24 protein-coding genes are annotated in these 22,484 nt (G+C 65.9%); 13 read left to right on the top strand and 11 right to left on the bottom strand.

What is annotated here, in order from left to right; genetic code table 11:
* The first annotated feature begins 49 nt into the window (after positions 1 to 49).
* The 3 genes from ABJO18_RS16345 to ABJO18_RS16335 are packed head-to-tail and all read left to right on the top strand — an operon-like array spanning position 50 to position 3,647.
* The gene (locus ABJO18_RS16345) at positions 50 to 1,777 is read left to right on the top strand and encodes a tetratricopeptide repeat protein (protein WP_348516013.1); all 1,728 of its coding nucleotides are present in this window, start codon (positions 50 to 52) and stop codon (positions 1,775 to 1,777) included.
* Positions 1,774 to 2,634 carry a 4-(cytidine 5'-diphospho)-2-C-methyl-D-erythritol kinase gene (locus ABJO18_RS16340; protein ID WP_348507485.1) on the top strand — a complete coding sequence of 287 codons (861 nt, stop codon included), beginning with the start codon at positions 1,774 to 1,776 and terminating at the stop codon, positions 2,632 to 2,634. The genes ABJO18_RS16345 and ABJO18_RS16340 overlap by 4 nt, the downstream gene beginning before the upstream one ends.
* On the top strand, positions 2,631 to 3,647 hold the full coding sequence (locus ABJO18_RS16335; RefSeq protein ID WP_348507484.1) for a hypothetical protein: 1,017 nt from the start codon (positions 2,631 to 2,633) through the stop codon (positions 3,645 to 3,647). Before ABJO18_RS16340 ends, ABJO18_RS16335 begins: the two co-directional genes overlap by 4 nt.
* A gap of 72 nt (positions 3,648 to 3,719) precedes the next feature.
* On the opposite strand, the gene ABJO18_RS16330 is transcribed toward ABJO18_RS16335, so the two are convergent.
* From ABJO18_RS16330 to ABJO18_RS16295, 8 genes are all read right to left on the bottom strand, one after another.
* Positions 3,720 to 4,487, bottom strand: coding sequence for a cell wall hydrolase (locus ABJO18_RS16330; protein WP_348507483.1), 768 nt, complete (start codon positions 4,485 to 4,487; stop codon positions 3,720 to 3,722).
* Positions 4,488 to 4,742: 255 nt separating this feature from the next.
* Positions 4,743 to 7,415, bottom strand: a complete 2,673-nt coding sequence (gene ppdK / locus ABJO18_RS16325; RefSeq protein ID WP_348516012.1) for a pyruvate, phosphate dikinase — start codon at positions 7,413 to 7,415, stop codon at positions 4,743 to 4,745.
* Positions 7,416 to 7,792: 377 nt separating this feature from the next.
* Positions 7,793 to 9,928, bottom strand: coding sequence for a glycine--tRNA ligase subunit beta (gene glyS, locus ABJO18_RS16320; RefSeq protein ID WP_348507481.1), 2,136 nt, complete (start codon positions 9,926 to 9,928; stop codon positions 7,793 to 7,795).
* A 12-nt stretch (positions 9,929 to 9,940) separates the two neighbouring features.
* Positions 9,941 to 10,402: a GFA family protein gene (locus ABJO18_RS16315; RefSeq protein WP_348507480.1), complete on the bottom strand. Its 462-nt coding sequence runs from the start codon at positions 10,400 to 10,402 to the stop codon at positions 9,941 to 9,943.
* Positions 10,403 to 10,613: 211 nt separating this feature from the next.
* A complete protein-coding gene (locus tag ABJO18_RS16310) occupies positions 10,614 to 11,501 on the bottom strand; it encodes a glycine--tRNA ligase subunit alpha (protein ID WP_348507479.1) in 888 nt (295 codons plus the stop codon).
* Positions 11,502 to 11,570: 69 nt separating this feature from the next.
* Positions 11,571 to 11,750 (bottom strand): hypothetical protein, encoded by a 180-nt coding sequence (locus ABJO18_RS16305; RefSeq protein WP_348507478.1) that lies wholly within the window; start codon positions 11,748 to 11,750, stop codon positions 11,571 to 11,573.
* Positions 11,747 to 12,487 carry a methyltransferase gene (locus tag ABJO18_RS16300; RefSeq protein ID WP_348507477.1) on the bottom strand — a complete coding sequence of 247 codons (741 nt, stop codon included), beginning with the start codon at positions 12,485 to 12,487 and terminating at the stop codon, positions 11,747 to 11,749. The genes ABJO18_RS16305 and ABJO18_RS16300 overlap by 4 nt, the downstream gene beginning before the upstream one ends.
* Complete coding sequence (locus ABJO18_RS16295) at positions 12,484 to 12,699, bottom strand: DUF2007 domain-containing protein (RefSeq protein ID WP_348507476.1); 216 nt, start codon at positions 12,697 to 12,699, stop codon at positions 12,484 to 12,486. The genes ABJO18_RS16300 and ABJO18_RS16295 overlap by 4 nt, the downstream gene beginning before the upstream one ends.
* 117 nt (positions 12,700 to 12,816) lie before the next feature.
* Here ABJO18_RS16295 and ABJO18_RS16290 point away from each other — a divergent pair, with 117 nt between their 5' ends.
* Complete coding sequence (locus tag ABJO18_RS16290) at positions 12,817 to 13,830, top strand: polyprenyl synthetase family protein (RefSeq protein WP_348507475.1); 1,014 nt, start codon at positions 12,817 to 12,819, stop codon at positions 13,828 to 13,830.
* Between the two features lie 117 nt (positions 13,831 to 13,947).
* Here the strand turns inward: ABJO18_RS16290 and ABJO18_RS16285 are convergent, their stop codons facing one another.
* Positions 13,948 to 14,571 (bottom strand): glutathione S-transferase family protein, encoded by a 624-nt coding sequence (locus tag ABJO18_RS16285; protein ID WP_348507474.1) that lies wholly within the window; start codon positions 14,569 to 14,571, stop codon positions 13,948 to 13,950.
* A gap of 204 nt (positions 14,572 to 14,775) precedes the next feature.
* On the opposite strand from ABJO18_RS16285, the gene ABJO18_RS16280 reads away from it, so the two are divergent.
* The 9 genes from ABJO18_RS16280 (at position 14,776) to ABJO18_RS16240 (ending at position 20,902) form a co-directional block, all read left to right on the top strand.
* Entirely contained in the window at positions 14,776 to 15,672 is an 897-nt protein-coding gene (locus ABJO18_RS16280) for a hypothetical protein (protein WP_348507473.1), read from the top strand.
* A 108-nt stretch (positions 15,673 to 15,780) separates the two neighbouring features.
* Complete coding sequence (locus ABJO18_RS16275; protein ID WP_348507472.1) at positions 15,781 to 16,332, top strand: hypothetical protein; 552 nt, start codon at positions 15,781 to 15,783, stop codon at positions 16,330 to 16,332.
* A 209-nt stretch (positions 16,333 to 16,541) separates the two neighbouring features.
* Positions 16,542 to 17,054 carry a curlin-associated protein gene (locus tag ABJO18_RS16270; RefSeq protein ID WP_348507471.1) on the top strand — a complete coding sequence of 171 codons (513 nt, stop codon included), beginning with the start codon at positions 16,542 to 16,544 and terminating at the stop codon, positions 17,052 to 17,054.
* An 87-nt stretch (positions 17,055 to 17,141) separates the two neighbouring features.
* Positions 17,142 to 17,528 carry a curli-like amyloid fiber formation chaperone CsgH gene (gene csgH, locus ABJO18_RS16265; protein WP_348507470.1) on the top strand — a complete coding sequence of 129 codons (387 nt, stop codon included), beginning with the start codon at positions 17,142 to 17,144 and terminating at the stop codon, positions 17,526 to 17,528.
* A 143-nt stretch (positions 17,529 to 17,671) separates the two neighbouring features.
* Positions 17,672 to 18,196 (top strand): DUF1993 domain-containing protein, encoded by a 525-nt coding sequence (locus tag ABJO18_RS16260; RefSeq protein ID WP_348507469.1) that lies wholly within the window; start codon positions 17,672 to 17,674, stop codon positions 18,194 to 18,196.
* Between the two features lie 179 nt (positions 18,197 to 18,375).
* The gene (locus ABJO18_RS16255; protein ID WP_348507468.1) at positions 18,376 to 18,822 is read left to right on the top strand and encodes a BLUF domain-containing protein; all 447 of its coding nucleotides are present in this window, start codon (positions 18,376 to 18,378) and stop codon (positions 18,820 to 18,822) included.
* Positions 18,823 to 18,905: 83 nt separating this feature from the next.
* A complete protein-coding gene (locus tag ABJO18_RS16250) occupies positions 18,906 to 19,514 on the top strand; it encodes a helix-turn-helix transcriptional regulator (protein ID WP_348507467.1) in 609 nt (202 codons plus the stop codon).
* A 149-nt stretch (positions 19,515 to 19,663) separates the two neighbouring features.
* Positions 19,664 to 20,224 (top strand): SRPBCC domain-containing protein, encoded by a 561-nt coding sequence (locus tag ABJO18_RS16245; RefSeq protein WP_348507466.1) that lies wholly within the window; start codon positions 19,664 to 19,666, stop codon positions 20,222 to 20,224.
* Positions 20,225 to 20,266: 42 nt separating this feature from the next.
* On the top strand, positions 20,267 to 20,902 hold the full coding sequence (locus ABJO18_RS16240) for an LON peptidase substrate-binding domain-containing protein (RefSeq protein WP_348507465.1): 636 nt from the start codon (positions 20,267 to 20,269) through the stop codon (positions 20,900 to 20,902).
* Between the two features lie 170 nt (positions 20,903 to 21,072).
* On the opposite strand, the gene ABJO18_RS16235 is transcribed toward ABJO18_RS16240, so the two are convergent.
* Both ABJO18_RS16235 and ABJO18_RS16230 read right to left on the bottom strand, forming a co-directional pair.
* Positions 21,073 to 21,492 carry a hypothetical protein gene (locus tag ABJO18_RS16235; RefSeq protein WP_348507463.1) on the bottom strand — a complete coding sequence of 140 codons (420 nt, stop codon included), beginning with the start codon at positions 21,490 to 21,492 and terminating at the stop codon, positions 21,073 to 21,075.
* A 320-nt stretch (positions 21,493 to 21,812) separates the two neighbouring features.
* Positions 21,813 to 22,277, bottom strand: coding sequence for a hypothetical protein (locus ABJO18_RS16230; protein WP_348507462.1), 465 nt, complete (start codon positions 22,275 to 22,277; stop codon positions 21,813 to 21,815).
* Positions 22,278 to 22,484: the final 207 nt, after the last annotated feature.

The raw sequence follows: 22,484 nt of genomic DNA, 5'->3' as shown, positions 1-22,484 counted from the left end.
ACAGCCATCAGGCCTTGCGCCCCGGACGGTGCGGAGCGAGCATGACGCCATGACAAGCATCCTGCGCGCCTGGCCGGCACTGCTCGCGGCAACGGCCCTGACATCCTGCGTGACCATGCCGGCCGAGGAAGAAACCTCGGCCTATGGCGCCTTTCTGGCGGCCCGCTATGCCGGTGTGAACCGCGACGCGGCGGGAGCGGCGGACTATTATCTCGAGGCGCTCGACCGGTTGCCGGGCAATTCGGTGCTCGCTGACCGGGCCTTCATCACATCGGTCATCGCCGGCGATCTGGACCGGGCCTCGGCCCTGGCCGTCTCGGCAAGCGAGGCGGGCGATCCCAGCCGGCTGGCGACCCTGTTCCGCGCCTCCGACCGGATCTCGCGTCACGACTATCGCACGGCCCTGAGCGTTCTCGACGCGGCGCCGGACTATGGCCCCTATAACACCTTCTTCCAGGACATATTGCGCCATTGGGCGCTGATGGGCGCAGGCCGGGGCGACGAAGCCCTGACCGAGGTCGGCGACATGCAGGCGCCGGGCTTTCTGGCGTCGCATCTGTGGCTGCACAAGGCGATGCTGTTCGAGGCCGCGGGCAATCCGGCGGCGGCCGAGGCGGCCTACCGTTCGGCGGTCTTCACCTCGACCTTCCGCCGCCTGTCGACGGAAATGTATGGCGGCTTCCTGATGCGCGAAGGGCGCCGCGCCGAGGCCGCGACCCTGTTCGAGACCTATCTGGAAGACGACCCGAACGAGGCCAGCATCCAGGCGCTCTACGAGGCCGCCAGCCAGGGCCGGCGGGCGCCGCGCCGGCCGGACATTCCGGGACTGGCCGCCCGCGCCGTGCTGGGACCGACAGCCGATCTGGCGGCCCAGGCCGACATGGACCTCACCATCATCTACATGCGCATGGTCCAGCGCATGGATCCGGATCTCGCACCGCTGCACATCGTGCTGGCCGGCTCGCTCGACCGGATCGGCCTGCACGATCTCGCCCTGGCCGAATATGCCTCGGTTCCAGAAGGTCCGTTCCGGCTGGGCGCCCAGATCGACCGGATCGTGTTGATGGCGACGCTGGGCCGGATCGAGGCGGCCCATGCTGCTGCGCGCGATCTCGCCGAGCGGACCGGAGCTGCAGAGGCCATCCTGCTCTACGCCGACATGTCACGGATCTCCGGTGAATGGGCAGCAGCGGTCGATCTTTATGGTCAGGCGATGGCGCTCAACCGCGAACAGGGCCTGCCGGACGACTGGCGCTATCACTATTTCCGGGCGTCCTGCTATCTGATGCTGGACAACTGGGAAGCCGCCGAGGCCGAGTATCTTGCTGCGCTGGAGCTGGCCCCGGGCCAGTCCACCGTGCTCAACGATCTGGGCTATATGTGGATCGATCGCGGCGAGCGGGTCGATGAGGCCTTCGAGATGATCGCGCAGGCCGCCGACATGGCACCGGAGAACGGCAATGTGATCGACAGCCTGGGCTGGGCCTACTACCAGCTCGGCCATTACGATCTGGCGGTGCAGGAGCTGGAGCGGGCGGCGGAACTCAATCCGGGCAGTGCGACGGCCAACTACCATCTCGGCGATGCCTACTGGCAGGTCGGCCGCCGGCTGGAAGCGGGCTTCCAGTGGCGCCGCGCGATCGATCTCGGCCCCACGGACGAGCAGCGCGAGGGGCTGGAGTATCGCCTCGAGCACGGCCAGCCGCCGGAACACACGCCAGTCTATGCCGCCAATGGCGACGCACCGGCCGACACCGCCGAGGTGCCGGAGCCGTGAGCCCGGGCGAAGTCCGGGAATTGGCACCGGCGAAGGTCAACCTTACCCTCCGGGTCGGACGAGCCCGGGCGGATGGCTATCACCCCCTCGACAGCCTCGTCGTGTTTGCCGACTGGGGCGACGAAATCCGCGTCGATGACAGTCCGGCCTTCCTGCTGACAATGTCCGGCGAACCCTCGCGCCGACTGGCCGGCGGGCACGACAATCTCGTCATGAAGGCGGCTGTGGCGCTGCAGCGTGCGGCGGGTCTTGATCGCGCGGCGCGCATTCATCTGCACAAGGCGATCCCGGTGGAAGCCGGGCTGGGCGGCGGCTCTGCCGATGCGGCAGCGACGCTGAGGGCGCTGAACCGGTTCTGGAAGCTGGACTGGCCGCTCGACCGGCTGGCCGAGCTGGGGCTTGGCCTGGGCGCGGATGTGCCGGCCTGTCTCTATTCCCGGCCGCTGCGCATGCGCGGGATCGGCGAATGGATCGAGATGGTCGAGATCGGGCCGGGCCTGCCGGCCGTCATCGTCAATCCGGGCGTGGCCGTTCCCACGGGACCGGTGTTTGTCGCCTTCGACAGCCGGGATCCCAGACCGCTGGCGGACGGGCCTTGGTATCAGGGCGATCTGGCCGGCTGGCTGACCGGCGAGGCCAATGATCTGGAAGCCGTCGCGATCGGCCGGGAAGGTGTGATCGGCGATACGCTGGAATGGCTGCACGCCCAGCCCGGCGCCTGGCTCGCGCGGATGACCGGGTCTGGTGCCAGCTGTTTTGCCCTGTTCGATACGATGGACGAAGCGGAAAGCGCCGCTGAAGCCTATCCCGGCTTCGCGCAGGCGGTGATCCTGGGAGCGCCGGAGATGCCGGCATGATGGCCGGGCTCGTTTCTGCCCTGACGGCTTTTCTCGTGGCGCTGGCGGTGGCCGGCATGATGTTGCGCGCGGGTATTCTGGATCGTCCGAATGAGCGTTCCAATCATCGCGATCCGACACCGCGCGGTGGCGGGCTGGGGGCGATGGCGGGCGTGTTTGCTGCCTGGGCGCTGCTGGATGCGGGCAGTCCGGCAACCGGCGCAGCGCTGGCCGGGATTGCGCTGGGCGGCGGGATCGCGGCTGCGCTGGGTCTGCTGGACGATCTGGTCACCCTGTCCGAGACGCTCAAATTTATGGTTCTGGCCCTGGTCTCGATTGCCGTGGCCGGCATGGCGGGACCGGTCACAGAGCTGGGGATCGCCTTGCCCTGGCTCATCGGACTGGCCGGCTCGGCGCTGTGGATTTTCACCACGGCGAATGCGGTCAATTTCATGGACGGATCGGACGGGCTGATTGCTGCGGTCCTGATCCCGGCCGCCTTGGCGCTGGGCGTTCTGGCTGAGGGCAGTGTCGCCGTGGCGGCATTCGGTGTCGCAGGCGCAATGGCCGGATTTGCGGTGTGGAATGCGCCGCTGGCCAGCGCGCGTGGACGCCTGTTCTGCGGCGATGTAGGAGCGCTGGGAATGGCGGTCGTCTTTGCCGGACTCGCGCTGGTCTGGGCGCGGATGTCGGGCGAGGGGGCGGTCTGGCTGGCGCCGCTGCTGATCCTGCCGCTTCTGGCTGACGTGCTTCTGACCATGGCCGCGCGGGTGCGCGCCGGTCGGTCAGCCTTTGTGGCGCACCGGGCGCATGCCTATCAGCTGATGATCGCGCTGGGGGCCAGTCATCGCCGCGTGGCGGGGCTGTGGGCGGTGTGGAGTGCGGGCTGCGGTGCCGTGGCCCTGACGGCCCGGGCGCTGGGTGGCGGCTGGATCAATGCGCTGGCCCTGGCGGCCGGTATTGCGGCCTTCTGGATCTTCCACCGCCAGGTCCGCAAACGGGCCGATGCGGCCGGTCTGGACGTCTATCAGTAGCGAAATTGGTGCATCATCCGTATGACACAAGTGCACCATAAGGGGCACATGACGCGCCCATTGCGGTGACGATCAGGCGTCACGTTCGCGCAGAATCCCGGCATCGCGTTCGCGGCGCGTCGGGAAGCGGTAGAAGATGTGCGTGCCGATCCGGCGCGTGCGCACCAGATTGTCGTTCCAGTAGGGATCGACGGCGACGGTGTGATAATGCGTCGCGCGGCGGGTGACGTCGCGGCCGAACCCCATGAAGGCGTGCTGGGCGACAAGCTGCGAGCGGCGCCAGGAACGGCCGCGCGGTTCGCGGATCATCGAGCCGTCGCAGGTGAAGGTGAACTGGCAGCCGGTCATCCGTTCGGCGCCCTCGAACACCACACCGCAGATCGTGCTGGGATAGGCCGGATGGCGGACCCGGTTCATGATGACCTGGGCGACGGCCAGCTGGCCGACAAAGCTCTCCGAGCGCGCTTCGTAATAGATGGCCAGTCCCAGGCAATCGACCTCGGAGGTCAGATTGGCGGCGGTGGAGAAGTGCGAGCTGTCGAAAGTCTGCAGATCGTCGAGCGAGCGGGCGCGCAGGATGGCGCCGGCTTCGCTGTCGGACTCAAGCAGGATGGAGGCGATGCGCAGGGTGCGCGGGGCCTGCCAGTCGGTACCGATATCGCCGCGGGCGAGATAGGTGCCGGCCAGGCGTTGCCATTGCAGCGTCTCGTCCTGTTCCAGCGCGCGGGCCGAGGCCAGGTTCAGGACCAGGATGGTCAGGGCGCACAGCACCAGGGCGGCCAGCATGTGAAATGCGGTCGCGAGCTGCTTCTGCTGGCTGCGTGCGTCGTCCAGATTCATCCGATCACTGTTCGTTCTGACCATTCGTCGAATCACTCTGCAGATTCTCCGAATCTATCATGGCCGCTGCTTACTGAATCCTTCATGAAATAAGGAGCGCGTATCTATGGGCGTGCGCCTGTCAGGTCAATATCACCCGTCGATTACAAATAAGAAATGACTCTCCCCTCGCAAGGGAAGAGCCGATTTCTCTTGTGTTTCTCTTGGCTTGCCTTGGCCATCCGCTAAAGAATGGCTGGCTTGCGCCGTGTCTGCTCAGAGCCGGCGCAGCCGGGCCTGGGCCGCGGCAAGCCGGGCGATCGGCACGCGATAGGGCGAGCAGGACACGTAATCCAGGCCCACTTCCTCGCAGAAATCGATCGAGTTGGGATCGCCGCCATGCTCGCCGCAAATGCCCAGCTTGAGACCCTCGCGCTCGGCGCGGCCGCGCTCGACGGCGATGCGCACGAGATCGCCGACACCGTCACGGTCCAGCGAAACGAAGGGATCCTTCTCGAAAATCCCGGCCTCGAGATAGTCGTTCAGGAATTTGCCGGCATCGTCGCGCGACAGGCCGAACGTGGTCTGGGTGAGGTCATTGGTGCCGAAGGAGAAGAATTCCGCATCGCGGGCGATATCCCCGGCGCGCAGGGCGGCGCGCGGCAATTCGATCATCGTGCCGATCAGGTATTTCGGCTTGCCGCCGGTCTCCTCGGCAACGGCCTTGGCGACGCCGGCGACGCGGGCTTTCAGGATGGACAGTTCGGCAGCGGTGGCCACCAGCGGGATCATCACTTCGGCGAGCGGCTGGAAGCCGGTTTCGGTCTCGACGGCGACCTGGGCCTCGAAAATCGCCCGGGCCTGCATTTCGTAGATTTCCGGATAGGTGATGCCCAGGCGGCAGCCGCGATGGCCCAGCATGGGATTGCTCTCGGCGAGGTCGCGGGCGCGGGCCAGCAGCTGATCGGCCGGCAGGCCGGTCGCCTTGGCGACGTCCACCACATCCTCTTCCGAGTGCGGCAGGAATTCGTGCAGCGGCGGATCCAGCAGGCGGATCGTGCAGGGCCGCTCGCCCATGATGCGGAAGATCTCCTTGAAGTCCTCGCGCTGCATGGGAAGGATCTTGTCCAGCGCCGTAACGCGGCCGTCCTGGTCGTTCGACAGGATCATCTCGCGCACGGCGGCGATCCGGTCGGCCTCGAAGAACATGTGTTCGGTACGGCACAGGCCGATGCCCTCGGCGCCGAAATCGACGGCGGTCTGGCAGTCGGCCGGCGTTTCGGCATTCGTGCGCACCTTCATGCGGCGGTGCGTGTCGGCCCAGGTCATCAGCTTGGCGAAATCGCCGGTCAGCTCCGGCTTGATCATCTTGGCTTCGCCATAGAGGACCTGGCCGGTGGCGCCGTCGATGGTCACGGTCTCGCCGTCCTTGATGATGCGGCGGCCGACCGCGAACTGCCGGTTGGCATAGTCGATCTTGATCTGGCCGGCGCCGGAGACGCAGGGGCGTCCCATGCCGCGGGCCACCACGGCGGCGTGGCTGGTCATGCCACCGCGTGCGGTGATGATGCCTTCGGCGGCATGCATGCCGTGAATGTCTTCCGGCGAGGTCTCGATGCGCACGAGGATGACTTTCTCGCCGGCCTTGCGGCGCTCCTCGGCCTCGTCACTGTCGAACACGACCTTGCCGCAGGCCGCGCCCGGCGAAGCGGGCAGGCCGGTGGTCAGCACATCGCGCTCGCCTTCCGGATCGAGGGTCGGGTGCAGCAGCTGGTCCAGCTGGGCCGGATCGACGCGCATCACGGCCTCGTCCGTGGTGATCAGGCCTTCGGACGCCATGTCGACGGCGATCTTCAGGGCCGCCTTGGCGGTGCGCTTGCCATTGCGGGTCTGCAGCATCCAGAGCCGGCCGGCCTCGACCGTGAACTCGATGTCCTGCATGTCGCGATAATGGCGTTCCAGCTTGTCGAACACGGCGGAAAGCTCGGCGAAGCTTTCCGGCATGGCGGTTTCCATGGACGGGTTGTCGTCGCCCATCTTCTCGCGCATCGCCTCGGTGAGGCATTGCGGCGTGCGGATGCCGGCCACCACGTCCTCGCCCTGGGCATTGACCAGGAATTCGCCGTAATAGCCGGTATCGCCGGTCGACGGGTCGCGGGTGAAGGCGACGCCGGTGGCCGAGGTCTCGCCCATATTGCCGAACACCATGGCCTGGACATTCACCGCCGTGCCCCAGCTGGCCGGGATGTCGTGCAGGCGGCGATAGGTCTTGGCGCGCTCGGTCATCCACGAGCCGAACACGGCGCCGATGGCGCCCCACAGCTGTTCGCGCGGATCGGCGGGGAAGTCGCGGCCCAGCTCGCGCGCGGCGGCCTTCTTGTACTGCGCCACCATGTGGACCCAGTCATCGGCCGACAGCTCGGTGTCGAGCGAATAATCGTTATCGTCCTTGAACCCGTCCAGGATGTCCTCGAACACGGCATGGTCCACGCCCAGCACCACGTCGGAATACATCTGGATGAAGCGGCGATAGCTGTCATAGGCAAAGCGGCGGTCGCCGGACAGTTTCGCCAGGCCCTCGGCGGTCTCGTCATTCAGGCCCAGATTGAGCACCGTATCCATCATGCCCGGCATGGAGGCGCGGGCACCGGAGCGCACCGAGACCAGCAGCGGGTTGGACGGATCGCCGAACTTTTTCCCGACCGTCGCTTCCAGCTTGGCCAGCGAGGCCTCGACCTGGGCGTCCAGATCGGCCGGATAGGCGTGGTCGTTCTCGTAATAGGCGGTGCAGACCTCGGTCGTGATGGTGAAGCCCGGCGGCACCGGCAGGCCCAGCTTGGCCATCTCGGCCAGATTGGCCCCCTTGCCGCCAAGGAGCTCACGCATGCCGGCTTCGCCTTCCGAGTCCCCTCCACCGAAGGCGTAAACCCATTTGGTCTGTGCGCTCATGCTATCGAACTCCCGGAGTTAGATGTGCGACGTGGCCTGCGCCACGACTTTCTTCTCCCCGGCCGGGGAGAAGGTGCCCGAAGGGCGGATGAGGGGCCTCGGACGACACCGCAAAATCCTTGTCATCCCGGACGCATGCCCGGCCCCGGGCCGGGCGGAGATCCGGGACCCATAATCCCGATGCGTGTCCAGCTGTCGCGGATATCGAACCTGCTTCCGGCCGGCATCGGCGCGTATGGGTCCCGGCCCTGCGCCCCGCCAAAAGCGGGGCATCCGGCCGGGATGACACGGTGTTTGTTGTTTCCACGACGCGGCCGGAACCTGCCTCTGGCAAGTGCGCGCCGGAATGGTCGTGGTCAATCGGAAACATGATGCCTCTAGCCTGCAATCCGGTCGAAATCTGCGACGGCGCGGACGGCCGTGCGGATTTGCGACAATAAGAAAAGCCGGTTGCGGCGCAACGCGGCATCTTCACTGTTGACGGTGACATGCTCGAAAAAGGCGTCGATCGGTGCACGCAGCGTCGCCAGGGCCGCCATGGCAGCCTCGAAATTCTCCGCGACCAGCGCCTGCTGGGCCTCGCCCTTCACCGTGTTGACGGCGGCGATCAGCGCGCGTTCCTGGTCTTCCGGGGCGGCGGCGAGATAACCGGCGTCCAGCGCACCCTCGAAAGCGCCTTCGCCATCCTTCTTCTCTTCCGCCCGCACGATGTTGGAGGCGCGGTTATAGCCGGAGAGGAGGGCGGCGCCGTCCTCGGTGTCGAGGAAGGCCTGCAGCGCGCGCGCCTTGGCCGTGACGCGCACGAGGTCGTCATCGCCGAGGGCAAAGACGGCGTCGATCACATCATAGCGGATGCCCTCATCGCGCAGGTGGACCTTCAGGCGGTCGGCGAAGAAGGCGAGGAGGTCGTCAGCTAACGCCTCAATCGGCGATTCAGCACCTTGAACAAACTCCATTATTTTGTTTGCGAAGTAATCGGAAGAGTGATCGCTGATGAGCTTCCGCAAAGGGAGCTTCACGTCATTCTCCAAACCAATTCTAATGATGCCAAGAGCCGCACGCCTAAGCGCGAATGGATCCTTTGAGCCAGTGGGTTTCTCATTAATTGACCAAAAGCCGATTAAAGTATCCAACTTATCTGCCAGCGCTACAGCCATCGAGACCGGCGAGGTCGGAACCTCATCAGTGGGACCTTGTGGCTTGTAGTGGTCCTTGATCGCATTTGCGACGTCGGCGTTCTCACCTTGATCAAGGGCGTAGTAGCGTCCCATTGCTCCTTGGAGTTCTGGGAATTCATACACCATCTGTGAGGCTAAATCCGCTTTGCAGAGGCGTGCAGCTCGGTAGGCCGACGCAGCATCATAGGTGAAGCACTCACCCCACTTCGAAGACAGGTTCGCTACTCGGTCAACTTTGTCCGCTACTGTTCCAAGCTCCTGATGAAAAGTGACCTTCTCGAGCTGGGTGAACATATCATCGCCCGGTCTGTCCCAATCATATAGCGGCGTCTTCCTGTCATTGTCCCAGAAATGCCGCGCATCGGAGAGGCGGGCCGAGAGGACGCGGGCATTGCCGGCGGCAATGGCCTGGCCGCCATCGGGCGCGACCTGATTGGCGATGACGACGAATTTCGACGTCACGCCGGCCTCGCCCGGCTTTTTCACCGCGAAATACTTCTGGTGGGTCTTCATGGTGAGGGTGATGACTTCCGGCGGCAGGTCCAGGAAGTCCGGATCCATCTCGCCCAGAAGCGGCACCGGCCATTCCACCAGGCCGGCAACCTCGGTCAGGAGCCCCGGATCCTCGACCAGTTCCAGGCCCGCATCGGCGCACACCTTGCGCGCGCCCTCCAGAATGATCGCCTCGCGCTCCTCGCGCTGCTGGATCACATGGCCGTCCTCGCGCAGCACTTTCGTGTATTGCGCAAAATCCGTGATCTCGAACGGGCCGCGGCCCATGCGGCGATGGCCTTCGGTGAGATTGCCGGTCGCGATGCCATAGACCTCGAAATCCACCACCTGGCCGTCGAACAGGCACAGAAGACGCTGGATCGGACGCACCCAGCGCTGGGCCTTGCCGTCCTCGCCGAACTTCATGGATTTGGGCCAGGGGAAGGCTTTCATCACCTCGGGGATCGCCTCGGCGATCACTTCGGCCGTGGCGCGGCCCGGCTTTTCGATGATGGCGACCCAGAATTCGCCCTTCTTGTCCTCGCGCTTCTCGCAGGCGTCCAGACTGTCGACACCGGCCCCGCGCAGGAAGCCTTCCACCGCCTTGTCCGGTGCGCCGACGCGCGGACCCTTGCGCTCCTCGCGCACGTCTTCCGTCTTCACCGGCAGGCCGTCGATGGCGAGGCCGAGGCGGCGCGGTCCGGCAAACGTGGTCAGCGAGGACCAGGCGAGACCCGCCGCCGTCAGTTTCTCGCCCAGCAGACGCTCGAGATCGGCCTCGGCCTTCGGCTGCATGCGGGCGGGGATTTCCTCGCAGAAGATTTCAAACAGGAGTTCGGACATTATCGGGTTCCGTTACGAGGCGTGCTCTTGTGCCGCCCAGCGCTCCATCAGCGCGTAATAACTGTCATCGGGCGCCTTGTCATAGGTCAGCGCGTTTTCGTCGAACGTCATCCAGCCCTGGGCCGAACGGGTCCAGATATGGCCGACGGGGCGCAGCTTGGCGCGGTCGTCCAGCGTGCCGGCCTTCAGCGACAGGGCCGGGCGGCCCTCAGTGTCGTTGGCGATGCGCGTACCGCACTTGCCGCAGAACAGGCCCAGCTTGTTCGACTTGGACTCGGTGGGAATGGTGAAGGCCGCCACCTCGCCCTTGAGGAAGCGGAATCCGTCGCGCTCGACCAGCATCGACATGCCGAAGGCCGAGGAGGACTGCTGCTGGCAGGTCGTGCAATGGCAGGTGTAGAGCGTCAGCGGCTGTTTGGTGACCTCATAACGCACCTCGCCACACTGGCAGCCGCCGCGAAGGGGAAGTTTCATCGGGTGGCCTCCGTGACGAGGGTGAGGGTGCGAATGGCGCTCACCGGCAGAGGGCGGTGTTTTCCCCCTCTCCCTTGATCCCTCTCCCCGGGGAGAGGGAGGTTGTGGAAGCGCCGCCGGGACACCCCTTCTCCCTGGGGAGAAGGTGCCGCGAAGCGGCGGATGAGGGGGAAATCCCTGTTCGATGTGGCGGAGGTGCAGACAGCCGCCATCACGCCTGCTCCAGCAGCGCGCGTTCGCTGGCGACCCAGGCTTCCGCGCAGCCCTTGGCGAGTTCGCGGACGCGGGCGATCCAGCTGGCGCGTTCGGCGACGGAAATGGCGCCACGGGCGTCGACCAGGTTGAACAGGTGCGAGGCCTTCAGGCAGAAATCATAGGCGGGCAGGGGCAGGGGCTTGTCCAGCGACAGCAGCGCCTTGCACTGGCTCTCCGCACCTTTGAACCACTCGATCAGCATGTCGACATCGGCATGCTCGAAATTGAAGGCGGAATACTGGCGTTCGGCTTCCTGGAAGACGTCGCCGTATTTGAGGCCGGCGCCGTTGAAATCCAGATCGTAGACATTCTCCACGCCCTGGACATACATCGCCAGACGCTCCAGCCCGTAGGTCAGCTCGCCGGAGACGAGGTCGACATCCAGCCCGCCGACCTGCTGGAAATAGGTGAACTGGCTGACTTCCATCCCGTCGCACCAGACTTCCCAGCCCAGGCCCCAGGCGCCCACGGTGGGGTTTTCCCAGTCGTCCTCGACAAAGCGCACATCGTGCAGGTCGCGATCGATGCCGATGGCGTCGAGCGAGCCGAGATAGAGGTCCTGGATGTCGGCCGGGCAGGGCTTCAGCAGCACCTGGAACTGGTAATAATGCTGCAGCCGGTTGGGGTTCTCGCCATAGCGCCCGTCGCCGGGGCGGCGCGAAGGCTGGACATAGGCGGCGCGCCAGGGGCGCGGGCCGAGCGAACGCAGCGTCGTGGCCGGATGCAGCGTGCCGGCGCCGACCTCCACATCATAGGGCTGCAGGATGGCACAGCCCTTCCCCGCCCAATAGGTCTGAAGACGCAGGATCAGCTCCTGGAAGGAGGGCGCAGTGTCGGCGGCCATATCTCAAAGTCCCGGCGAAAGAATACGCGGCAGAAATCGGGCGGACACTAGGCAAGCCCGCCCGCCTAATCAAGCACGGGAGTCCCTGTCCCGCTGCGCTTCCTGTTGCGGCGCAGCACCGCCATCGAGCCGCGCTTCCACCGCCCGGCGCGCCGCATCGGCGGCCGCATCGCGGCTGGCCGTCTTCCGGCGCCCGAAAGCCAGCCAGAGAATGACGGCCAGAAGGACAAGGAGCGCGGTGGCGATCATCCGCCCATCTCCACCACGGCGCGGCCGCGCATTATGGCTTCGGCCTCGGGGGAGTGCCGCTCGCCGGCGTGCAGGATGAGGGGCGGCAGCAGCACCAGCGGGGCGCGGCCGCCGATGCGGGCGGAGACGATGACGCGCTTGGCCGGCTTGTCGATGCGCGGATGGACGGGCTTGATCACGACCGAGCCGAAACTCTTCTCCAGCCCGTGACAGATATCGCCCAGCCGGTCGGCGCGGTGGATCAGGGTCAGCTTGCCCTTGGCGTTGAGACTGCGCGCGGCGGCCTGGATCCAGATGCCCAGCGGCGCGCTGCCCGACAGCCAGGCGTCGCGCTTGCCGTCCTTGGGTGCGCGCAGAACGCCCGGATCGTCGAAATAGGGCGGGTTGAAAAAGACCTGGTCGGCGCCGTGCCCGGCACCCAGACGGGCGATGTCCGCCGTCTCGATCTCGACATTGCCGTCCAGCGCGTTGGCGGCGACATTCTCGCGCGCCAGCCCGGCCGTGGCGGCGTCCTTCTCATAGCCGGTGATGCGCACGCCCGGCATCCGCCAGGCCGCACACAGCAGCGCTGCACCGGCGCCGCAGCCGAACTCGACCAGCTGGTCGCCGGGACGGGCATCGATGGCGGCAGCCAGCAGCACGGCGTCCATGCCGGCGCGATAACCGTCGGCGCCCTGGCGCAGCAGCACCTGTCCGTCCAGCAGCCGGTCCTCGGTGATCTTCTCCGCCGCGCTCATTCGCTCTCCGCCAGCGCTTCGTCGATCAGGCGCTGTGCGCGATCGGCCTCCTCGTCGATGACGGACAGGCGTTTCTTCACGAATTCGATGCCGCCGCCATACATCGAGGCCATGCCCTCATCGAGCACGAAACTCTCGATCCCGGCATCGCTGAGCACCGAGCGCGCGAAGGAGAGCTTCACCGGATCGGCCGTCTTGAGGACATCTTTCACGGGCTTTTCATTCCCTGTGCTGTTTCGTCACCGCCTCCGCGGCTTGCCGCGCGGGGATCGGATTTCTATTGTCTCGATCCGTTTCACCGGGTGCAAGAGGAAGCTGGCTTGGACAGCATGCTGAAAGCCGACGCGGCAGACGTTCCGGCGCGGGAGAACGCCGCCGAACGCCTGGCCACCCTGGCCTATGACGACATGCGCCGTGTCGACGCGCTCATTCTCGAGCGTCTGGACAGCCATGTCGCGCTGATCCCGGAACTGGCCCGCTACCTGATCGAGGCTGGCGGCAAGCGCGTGCGCCCGATGATCACGGTCGCCGCGGCCAACATGCTCGGCCATACCGACATGGCGCCGATCCGGCTCGCCGCGGCCGTGGAATTCATCCACACCGCCACCCTGCTGCATGACGATGTCGTCGACGAGAGCGGCATGCGCCGCGGCAAGGTCGCGGCCAATCTGGTCTGGGGCAATGCGTCCAGCGTGCTGGTCGGCGACTTCCTGTTCGCGCGCTCCTTCTCGCTGATGGTCGAGGCCGGGTCGATGAAGGCGCTGGGCGTGCTGTCGGCCGCCGCGTCCACGATTGCCGAGGGCGAGGTGCGCCAGCTCTCCGCGGTCAAGGATATCGGCGTCTCGGTCGACACCTACATGCAGATCATCGATGCCAAGACCGCCGCGCTGTTTGCTGCCGCGGCACAGGTCTCGGGCATTGTCGCGGCGCGGCCGTCCGACGAGGAAGCCGCGCTGGAAACCTATGGCCGCGAACTGGGCCTGGCCTTCCAGCTGGTCGACGATGCGCTGGATTATGGCGGGGCAGCCGCCAAGCTGGGCAAGTCGACCGGGGATGACTTCCGCGAGGGCAAGGTCACCCTGCCGGTCGCGCTGAGCCTGAGACAGGCCGGTCCGGACGAGGCCTCTTTCTGGCGCCGCGTGATTGCCGAGACCGATCAGAAAGACGGCGATTTCGAACGCGCGCTGGACTATATGCACGAGCACGGCGCACTGGCCGCCACGGTCGAACAGGCCCGCGATCACGCGGCACGCGCCCGGGCGGCCCTGTCCGGTTTCCCGGACAATGCCTGGCGCCGGGCGCTGGGCGATCTCGCCGACTTCGTGGTCGAACGCGCTTACTAGGCAGGAACTTGAGTAGTCGCGTGATCGAACCGGTGAACCGGTTTCCACTTCACCTGATCACGCTCGACTTGAGTGGTCGCGTGATCGAACCGGTGAACCGGTACCCACTTCACCTGATCACACTCCTTCCATCTCCGGCAGCGCATTGGTGAAGGCCTCGATGGCGCACATGCGCGCATACCAGTCCTTCAGCCGCCCCGTCGCGGGCCGCCAGCCGGCCAGGCCCAGCTGGGCGATATTGCTGGCAATGGCCAGGTCGGCGATGGTCGGCGTGGCGGTGCCGGCGATCCAGGCCCGGTCGGCCAGGCGTTTCTCGATCATCGGTGCCAGCTCCGCCATGCGCGACTTGCCGCGCGCGATCGCATCCTCGTCGCGCAGGCTCGGCGGTGCGAAGACCGAGTTGAACACGATATCGATCACGGCCTGCGCCATGCGGCTCTGGCACCAGTCGGTCCACTGGTCGACTTCCGCGCGCACGGTGGGTGGCGAGGGGTACCAGTTCTCCAGCGCATGGCGATTGCACAGGAAGCGCAGGATGGCGGTGGATTCGTGGATTTTCAGATCGCCCTCGACGAGGGTCGGAACCTGGTGGTTGGGATTGATCGCCAGATAGGCGTCGGACAGGTGCTCGCCCTTGTCCATCGCGACATGGCGGGCGGTCCAGGGCAGGCCCTCGGCCTCCAGCAGCGTGATGACGCGCCGGGCGTGCTGGGAAAAGGGAAAGGTGTAGAGGACGTACATGGCGGGCGGGTCCCGATAATCCGGCACTGCCCCGCGCAGCACCGTTCACCCAATGTTCTTACGCTCCCCGCCCTGACAGCATGGCGTCAGCAGTCTCGTCGTCAGCGTGTATTTGCGCGAACAGCGCGGGACAGTCATTGTTAATCATATCGCGGCATGATCCGGCGAAACGCGAATTGCGCCGAAACCCGAAGCGGAGACGACATGGCGACCGCCGACACCGGCACTCCTGACCGTATCTGGCTGTGCATGGCCGACAGCAACCGCACCCGCGTCGTGTCGCGGGCCCTGGCCAAGGGGCTGGGCATGACGGTGTATATGGGCCCGACCATGGACGAGGAAGGCCCTGTCTCGCTGGTCGTTGCCGACGATGCCCACGCCGCGCGGATCGCCGAGGCGAAGGGCAATGCCGCACCCGGCCAGGTCTCCCTGCTGGTGACGGCGGCCGCCCGCCGGTCCGGTGCCGACGTCTTTCTCGATCACGACACCGATGCCGGCACGCTGACCAATGCCATCGAAGGCCTGCGGGCCTGGCGGGCCTATTCGCTCGCCGTCCCGCCCGCGCACGATATCGGTCATGGTGCGATGGCGGCCTTTGCGGGCGGCGAGTTTTCCGTGCAGACGCTGGAACAGGCGCGCGATGTCGCGATCTTCATCGGCCATGCCTGCCCCGACCCGCGCCGGGCCGCTGTCGGGCTCTATGTGCTGATCGCGAACGGGATCGAGCACGGCAATCTGGAATTCGACGCGACCGAGAAGGCCAAGGGCCTCGCCGACGGCAGCTGGGCGCGCAAGCTGAATGCCCGCATGGCGGAGCCGGCCTTTGCCGGCCGGCGCGTGCGGGTGGGTGTCCATCGCGGCATGCGCACGATCAGCGTGCTGGTACAGGATGACGGGCAGGGCATCGATGCGGAAACCGCGGAAATGGCCAATCCGGCCCGTGCCGGCTATCGCGGCAAGACCGCCCGTCTGGCCCGCTCGATGGGCTTCTCGCAGGTGAACTGGCTGGGCACCGGCAATACGGTCGAGGCCTCGATTGTCCTGCCCGATACCGACAGCGGTGCCACGGCCGCACCGCGCCGCACGGCCGCCGCGTCCTGATCCCCGCCTTCCAGCGACCAAGATGAACGCCAGCTGACCGGACGGGTCATCGCAGGCTCAGCGCCGTTGCGGGATAGTGCCCTCGTATCATTCACGAGGACGACCGACATGCCGCGCACATCATCCCGATCCATCGCTGCCGCCGCCCTGGCCGCCCTGCTGGGCCTGCCCGGCCTGGCATCGGCCCAGACCGTACCCGCGGTCGACGGGATCCGCGGTGTGCCGCTGGCCGCCGGCGAAACCTGCGGCATGCAGTTCTACCGCGCCTACCGTTCCGGTCCGCTGCTGGCGAAAGTCGAGGGCGGCCATCAGGGCCACTACACGCTGACGCTCTGGCGCCGCGGACCGGGCAATGCCGTTCTGGCCGAGCTGGCGGGCGATTATGACAGCCGCGGCCGCCGCGAGGCGGTGCTTGCCGAGTCGCAGCTGGAACGTCACTTCATCCAGATGCGCGCACCGGGACCGCAGATGGGCACGCCCCAGGTGGACCCGTCGCGTATCGCTGCCCAGCTGGACGTCTATGACGCGCGCGGCCGCCGGATCTGCACCAGCCGCCGTGTCGATGCGATCGGCATCGGCGCCTTGCGTCCGGCTCCGTCTGCCCGCCCGGGCCTGAGCACACCGGCGCCCGTCCGGCAGCCCCTCGCACGCCGATACTAGTTTCAGCCGCTCTCCATGCGACCCCGACTGAAGGCCCGGAACATCCTGTTCCGGGCCACTTTTTTGGTCCGGACAAGCCGGGTCAGCTGGCGTTCATCCACCTGATCGAAGTCTGAACACCGCCCTCAGCATCCGCTCATCGGGCCTTCGCTAAACAAGGGTCAGGCTTCGATGCATTGGGCGTCGGCCAGTTGGAAGGAGTACAGATCATGAAAGCACGTCTTCTCATCGCCAGCGCCCTCGCGGCGGTTTCGGTTCTTGGAACGGTGGGCGCCGCCGAGGCGCAATCGCGCAACCGCGTGAGCATCGCCCAGGAAGGCTATCGCAATGATGTCGCCGGCCGTCAGACGGGCTATCGCCAGCACATGGTGATCAACCAGCGCGGCGAGCGCCAGTACGTCACCGTCATCCAGGACGGCGCGCGCAACGGCACCACGGTTGGCCAGCAGGGCCGCTACAACGAGGCCCATGTCGACCAGTACGGCCGCGACAATGACGCCGTCGTCGGCCAGCAGGGCCGCAACAACTACGCGACCAGTGTCCAGACCGGCCGCCGCAACATCTCCGGCATCTCGCAGATGGGCGCCAACAACACGGCCGTCACCGACCAGTATGGCTCGAACAATGCCGCCGGCGTGATCCAGGTCGGCAATGGCCAGAACGCCCGCGTCACGCAGACGGGCAGCGGCAATGTGACCCTGGTTATCCAGGGGGACCACTAGCCCGGCGACCGTCCCGGGGGAGCCTGGCTGCCAGGCTTCCCGGGACCCGTCCGGGACAGGAAGACAGCAAGCAAAAAGGAGGCTGTCATGACAGGTAAACTGGCAATTCTCGCATCGGCCGCTTCGGCCGCCGGCCTCTGGTTCGTCGCCCAGGCCGATCCGCTTCCCGATCTCGTTTCGGATCATATCCGCGGCGGCGAGGCGGCCTGTGGCATCGATGTCTCGCAGACCTCTGACGGTCTTCTGCTGACGGCTTGGAGCGCCCCCTCCCGGACCCGGACCTGGCGGATGGTTGTCACCCAGCGCACCGGCGGTGGCGGTTTCGACATCGTCCAGGAAGGCGATGTCCCGCCCGGCGACGGCGCGGTGGCGGTCTCCGATCTCCTGATCGATACAGGCGCCGATTTTTCCGCCCGGCTGACCGCCTGGGACGCCAATGGCGATCCGGTCTGCCGCTTCGGCGACCGAGTCTAACCCGCTTCGATGACGCTCATGTCCCCGGCTGCCCGGCCGGGGACAGGCGTGTCCAGCGACATCGGCGCATGCCCTCCATTCTCTTGCAACAGCGGACCGGCTTCCCATCTCCTGCCGGTCAATTGGTCTTGCGGGAGGAAACCATGACCACAACTTTGTCCGACATTGCGCGGATCCAGCTCGATCAGACTTTCCGGGCACTCGACACCATCCTGGCCAAGGGCGCTGCGCACGCAAAGGAACGCGGTGTCGACGAGGCGGTCTATCTGGACTGGCGTCTGGCTGCCGACATGTATCCCCTGACAAAGCAGATCCAGCTCGTCAGCGACTTCTCCGTGCGGGGCCTGTCGCGGCTGGCCGGGCGCGATCCGGTCTCCATGCCTGATGACGAGACGTCTTTCGAGGCGCTTCGTCTCCGGCTCGCAAAGGCGCGTGAAGCGATCTGGGCGCTCGATCCGGCGGCCCTGAGCGCCGATCCCGTAGGCTCGATCACCTTTCCCGCCGGGGCGATCGGCGATCTGACCCTGCCGCGCGGGCGCTATCTGCAGAACTTCGTGCTCGCCAACACCCAGTTTCATGCCGCAACGGCCTACAACATCCTGCGCAATATTGGCGTGCCGCTGGGAAAGGCCGACATGATGGGGGCGACACAACTTGTGGCAGAATAATATTATACTACACATAAATCGTTGAAAATAAACGGCAATAATCGTCAAATTTAATTGAATGTTAACAGGGCGAGCCGAACCTCCGGGGCATCTTGTCACGGGAGGGACAGATGCCTGCAACTGATCGCTCGGTTCGCCCTGCTTTCCGCTTGTCCTCGCGTGCGGGCTAGGGGGCGGCGATGTTTTTGTGCCGTCTTGCCTTCTTCAGCCGCCGCAACTGGTATTTTGACACGCCGGACGAGAACAACGGTATCCTCCGCTCGATCCTGACGGCCGGCCTGCGCAACAACCCCAAGCGCGGTCTCAGCGGCGTGCTCGTGGTCGACGGCAATCTCTTCGTGCAGATTCTCGAAGGGCCGCGCGGCATGCTGTCGAACACCTTCTGCCGGATCCAGAATGACAGCCGCCATGGCGGTCTGGTTCTGGCCGGTTTCGAGGAGGTTCCCGAACGCCTGTTTCCCGACTGGAGCGTGATTGTGCGGGACGCACCGAAAATCCAGCGCCGCCTGCCCTGGATCCCGGAGCCGGAGTCCGCGACGTTCGAAACGCTTGTGCACAACGCCCACCGGCTCCTGAAATCCGGTTCCGAATTCAGACGTATAACCGTAGAGCGCGAAGTACCCTGATAGTAAAATACTTCTGGCTTGGCGGAGCCGGATGCGCTTGGTAGCTTCGCATAAAGACATACAAAAACTACGGTTACTGGGTAATGGATTGGTCGCGTAAAATCAAAGAGTTGCGGTTTCTGGAAAATCTCAAACAGGATGCGTTGGCACAACAGCTTGGGGTCAGCCAGGCCAGCGTGTCGCAGTGGGAGCGAAGCGTTGCCCAGCCCCCGGCCCACATCAAGGCCAAGCTGAGGCGCCGTCTTCTGGTCTCGCCCGGCGAGCGGCTGAATGCGGCCGTGCGCACCAGCGTTGTCGAGAGTCCCAATCTGTGCGGTCTGCTCACCATGCGCGATGGCGAGGTGGTCGTTGAACTGCTCAGCCATGACAGCTATCGCCTGTTTCCCCTCCTGACGCCCGCCGATCTGGGGCAGCCCCTGCGCGGAAAACTGGGCCGGGACATCGACCGCATGCTCGACCGGCTGGTCGGGGAGGGGGCGTTCAATGGCCGCGTGCAGTACGCCAAGCTGGCAGTGACCGCCCACCGGAATGGATTGTCGGCAGCGGGTATCGCGACCGTGACGCCTGTATGCAGCCAGGGTGAGGGGTGCGTACTGCGATGCGAGGTCCGGCTTCTCGCGCCCGGCGAAGCGGTTCCGAAGCTGGAACAGATCACGCATTTTTCATGGGACGGGGCCGACGCGGACGCCTAGAGCGTTTCAGCGCATTTTCGAACCGCAAAACCGGTCCCCACTTTTGCTGAAAATGCCGGTCCCTGGTGGTCGCATTTTCGAACCGCAAACCCGGTGCCCACTTTTGCTGAAAATGCTCTAGTCTGAACCGGTAGACCGGGGAGGGCAGGATGTCGGCTTTGCTGATGACGCTGGTGGCGGGCCTTGCGGCCGTGCAGGAGCCGGCCGGGGTGCAGGCCTTCGAGCCGCAGGGTTTCGTGACGTCTGTCACCGTCGAGATCGCGGCGCCTGTCGCTGAAGTGTTCGACGCGGCCACGGGCGATGTGACCGGCTGGTGGGATCACAGCTTTTCGGAAAACCCGGCCGAAATGGTCATCGAGCCGCGCTTCGACGGACGCTTCTACGAGCGTTTCGAGGCGGACAGCGACAATGGCAGCCTGCATGCGCGGGTGATCTTCGTGAATGCGCCGAACCAGCTGCGCCTGCACGGTCCGCTGGGCCTGTCCGGCCGCGCCGTGGATCTCGTCTCGTCCTGGCAACTGGACGAGGCCGCAGAGGGCGAGGCGACGCGGTTCACCGTCGAGCTGCACATGTCGGGCGAGATCGATGCGGAGCTTGCGGGCGTCGTCCGCAATGTGTGGCAGCACTTCATCGGGGCGCGGCTGAAACCCTATGTCGAGGCCGGCTGCCATCTGGCCCCCGAGGCGCCCTGCAGCGCCTTTGCCGACTAGCCGGGGTTGGCGCGGCCGGGCCCGGGACCTATTTCCTCCGGTATGAGCAAGACACGGACACTCCCGGACGAACTGCCGCTCTTTCCCCTGGGCGGCACGATCCTGCTGCCTGGCGAGCGGCTGCCACTCAACGTGTTCGAGCCGCGCTATCTCAACATGCTGGACGATGTGCGGGCCGGCGGCGGGCACATCGGCATCATCCAGGTCCGTCCCGGCGGGACGCCGGACCGGCCGGCCCTGGCTGGCGTGGGGACGGCGGGCCGTCTCGATCATTTCGAGGAAACCGAGGATGGCCGCTATCTGATTGCGCTGACCGGGGTGTGCCGTTTCGTCCTGACCGGCGAAGCGGACACGCAGACGCCCTATCGCGTGGCGCGGGCCAATTACGGTCCCTTCTTCATGGATATCGAGCCGCGGCGCGAGGTGGAGGCGGACCGGACCCGTCTGATCCGCATGCTGCAGGCCTGGTTCCAGAGCGAGCATGTGGCGGCAGACTGGGAAAGCGTCGCCGAAGCGCCGCTTGTCACCGTGGTCGATCAGTTGTCGATGTCGGCGCCCTTCGGTGCGCTCGACCGGCAGCGCCTGCTCGAGGCGGCCGACAGCACGGCACGATTGGGCGAGATGGAGGCGATCCTGGCGGAGCGTCTGGCCGGCGGCGCCGGCGGGCCGGTGCAATAGGCTAGGTTGCTGGAGCGTGATCAGGTGAAGTGGGCACCGGTTCACCGGTTCGATCACGCGACCGCTCAAGTCGAGCGTGATCAGGTGAAGTGGGCACCGGTTCACCGGTTCGATCACGCGACCGCCCAAGAATCCGGAGCAGGGTCGATTCCGCAGGAAACGATCCTGCTCTAGCCTTTCAGCCAGGCGCGGGCTGCGGCCTTGGACGTGAACCAGGCGGCCGTATCGCCCAGGCGTTCATGCGCTGCGACGAATTTCTCGACGCCTTTCACCTGGTCCGGCCGGACGACATAGGCGGTCTGATAGCCCTTGAGCTCCCGCGCGATGAAGCGCATGCGTTCCTCCCACTCGAAGGATGACAGGCTGAAAACAGCGCTGCGCACATCATTGAGTATCAGGCGCGAGTGAAGGCGGCTCGCAAGGGTTGCGAAAGCGCGCGCATGCGCTTGCTCGGACCCCTGGCCCAGATCGCCGTCGGTATGGAGCTCGATGACGCCGTCATTCAGCGTCAGCGAGAACCCTTCCATGGAGTAGCTGGCCGTCACGATACCCTCTTCGTCTGCTGCGGTCGCCCGGGTGCGGTGCCGCATGATCCGGTCTCAGCGATGTCCGGCCAAAGCATTTTCAGCAAAAGTGGGCACCGGTTTTGCGGTCGAAAATGCGTCCACCAACGGCCTGGCATTTTCAGCAAAAGTGGGCACCGGTTTTGCGGTTCGAAAATGCGGCCACTCAAGAAGCCGGAGCGGAGCGAAATCGGGAGAGGGAAGAAGGGATTGATGAAACAAGAATGCGGCATATCCCCCTCGATCGCGCTTTATTGTTACGAGAACGGGGCGTTTTAACGATAATCTTGCCGAGAATGTGGCAAAATCGAAATGCTCTCGCGTCGCGCGGGCATGGCGGCCATGCGTCAAAGCAGGTCCGGCGCCTCCGGACGGGCCTTCAGACACGCACAATGGCGCATCTGCGTTTTGCACAGCTGGTCGAGCCAGGCATCCAGCGCGGCTGACAGGATACGTTGCTGGGACTGGCCTGTCTGCACCGAAACGGTCCGAAGCCGCCGTTTCTGCTCGGCCGTCAGACGCACTTCGGCGCGGCCGGAACGCGCGATCCCGGCATGCGGGTCCTCCACGAGGTCGGGCAGATCGCCACCGCCGCAGCAGGCCGCCGGCAGGTCGCCGGTCTCGTCGGCAGGCTTGCGGGCGATGAGCGGCCGGTCGCTGCGCAGTTCGACATCGCGCCGTTCGTCGGGCACCGGGACGGGCTGGGCCGGCCGGTCGACATAGCTGGCGCCGGCAAAGCCGGAGGGGATGGCGGGCGCGGCCTCGCCCTTGCGGGCGAGCAGTCCGGCGTGAAGGCTGGCGTATTTTCTCATCGACCGTCTCCGTCCTCAGGCCAGGTGGCGGCGTCCGAAGGGCATGTGCGGGCGGCGGCGATCGGCCTGGCCCTTCGGCGGCCCCTGATCGCTCTTGCGCCGCTCCACCCCGTCCCAGTTCGAGTTCGAGGCTTCCGGTGCGGCGGGGGCTGCGGGGCGCGGTGGCGGCTGGCTGCCGGTGCCGAAGCGCGGCGGCAGGGCATAGCC

The sequence above is a fragment of the Maricaulis sp. genome (assembly GCF_039978735.1).
GTDB lineage: Bacteria > Pseudomonadota > Alphaproteobacteria > Caulobacterales > Maricaulaceae > Maricaulis.
The sequence above is the reverse complement of the archived record's forward strand: the minus strand, read 5'-3'. Positions and strand labels throughout refer to the sequence as shown.

Bases quoted from the DNA above. Each gene is read 5' to 3' on its own strand.
- ABJO18_RS16300 (WP_348507477.1), bottom strand. From the start codon at position 12,487: ATGAGCGCGGCGGAGAAGATCACCGAGGACCGGCTGCTGGACGGACAG.
- ABJO18_RS16230 (WP_348507462.1), bottom strand. From the start codon at position 22,277: ATGAGAAAATACGCCAGCCTTCACGCCGGACTGCTCGCCCGCAAGGGC.
- ppdK (WP_348516012.1), bottom strand. From the start codon at position 7,415: ATGAGCGCACAGACCAAATGGGTTTACGCCTTCGGTGGAGGGGACTCG.
- ABJO18_RS16330 (WP_348507483.1), bottom strand. From the start codon at position 4,487: ATGAATCTGGACGACGCACGCAGCCAGCAGAAGCAGCTCGCGACCGCA.
- ABJO18_RS16315 (WP_348507480.1), bottom strand. From the start codon at position 10,402: ATGAAACTTCCCCTTCGCGGCGGCTGCCAGTGTGGCGAGGTGCGTTAT.
- ABJO18_RS16345 (WP_348516013.1), top strand. From the start codon at position 50: ATGACAAGCATCCTGCGCGCCTGGCCGGCACTGCTCGCGGCAACGGCC.
- ABJO18_RS16270 (WP_348507471.1), top strand. From the start codon at position 16,542: ATGAAAGCACGTCTTCTCATCGCCAGCGCCCTCGCGGCGGTTTCGGTT.
- ABJO18_RS16310 (WP_348507479.1), bottom strand. From the start codon at position 11,501: ATGGCCGCCGACACTGCGCCCTCCTTCCAGGAGCTGATCCTGCGTCTT.
- ABJO18_RS16275 (WP_348507472.1), top strand. From the start codon at position 15,781: ATGCCGCGCACATCATCCCGATCCATCGCTGCCGCCGCCCTGGCCGCC.
- ABJO18_RS16235 (WP_348507463.1), bottom strand. From the start codon at position 21,492: ATGCGGCACCGCACCCGGGCGACCGCAGCAGACGAAGAGGGTATCGTG.
- ABJO18_RS16305 (WP_348507478.1), bottom strand. From the start codon at position 11,750: ATGATCGCCACCGCGCTCCTTGTCCTTCTGGCCGTCATTCTCTGGCTG.
- ABJO18_RS16260 (WP_348507469.1), top strand. From the start codon at position 17,672: ATGACCACAACTTTGTCCGACATTGCGCGGATCCAGCTCGATCAGACT.
- ABJO18_RS16280 (WP_348507473.1), top strand. From the start codon at position 14,776: ATGGCGACCGCCGACACCGGCACTCCTGACCGTATCTGGCTGTGCATG.
- ABJO18_RS16255 (WP_348507468.1), top strand. From the start codon at position 18,376: ATGTTTTTGTGCCGTCTTGCCTTCTTCAGCCGCCGCAACTGGTATTTT.
- ABJO18_RS16285 (WP_348507474.1), bottom strand. From the start codon at position 14,571: ATGTACGTCCTCTACACCTTTCCCTTTTCCCAGCACGCCCGGCGCGTC.
- ABJO18_RS16240 (WP_348507465.1), top strand. From the start codon at position 20,267: ATGAGCAAGACACGGACACTCCCGGACGAACTGCCGCTCTTTCCCCTG.
- glyS (WP_348507481.1), bottom strand. From the start codon at position 9,928: ATGTCCGAACTCCTGTTTGAAATCTTCTGCGAGGAAATCCCCGCCCGC.
- ABJO18_RS16290 (WP_348507475.1), top strand. From the start codon at position 12,817: ATGCTGAAAGCCGACGCGGCAGACGTTCCGGCGCGGGAGAACGCCGCC.
- ABJO18_RS16335 (WP_348507484.1), top strand. From the start codon at position 2,631: ATGATGGCCGGGCTCGTTTCTGCCCTGACGGCTTTTCTCGTGGCGCTG.
- ABJO18_RS16245 (WP_348507466.1), top strand. From the start codon at position 19,664: ATGTCGGCTTTGCTGATGACGCTGGTGGCGGGCCTTGCGGCCGTGCAG.
- ABJO18_RS16250 (WP_348507467.1), top strand. From the start codon at position 18,906: ATGGATTGGTCGCGTAAAATCAAAGAGTTGCGGTTTCTGGAAAATCTC.
- csgH (WP_348507470.1), top strand. From the start codon at position 17,142: ATGACAGGTAAACTGGCAATTCTCGCATCGGCCGCTTCGGCCGCCGGC.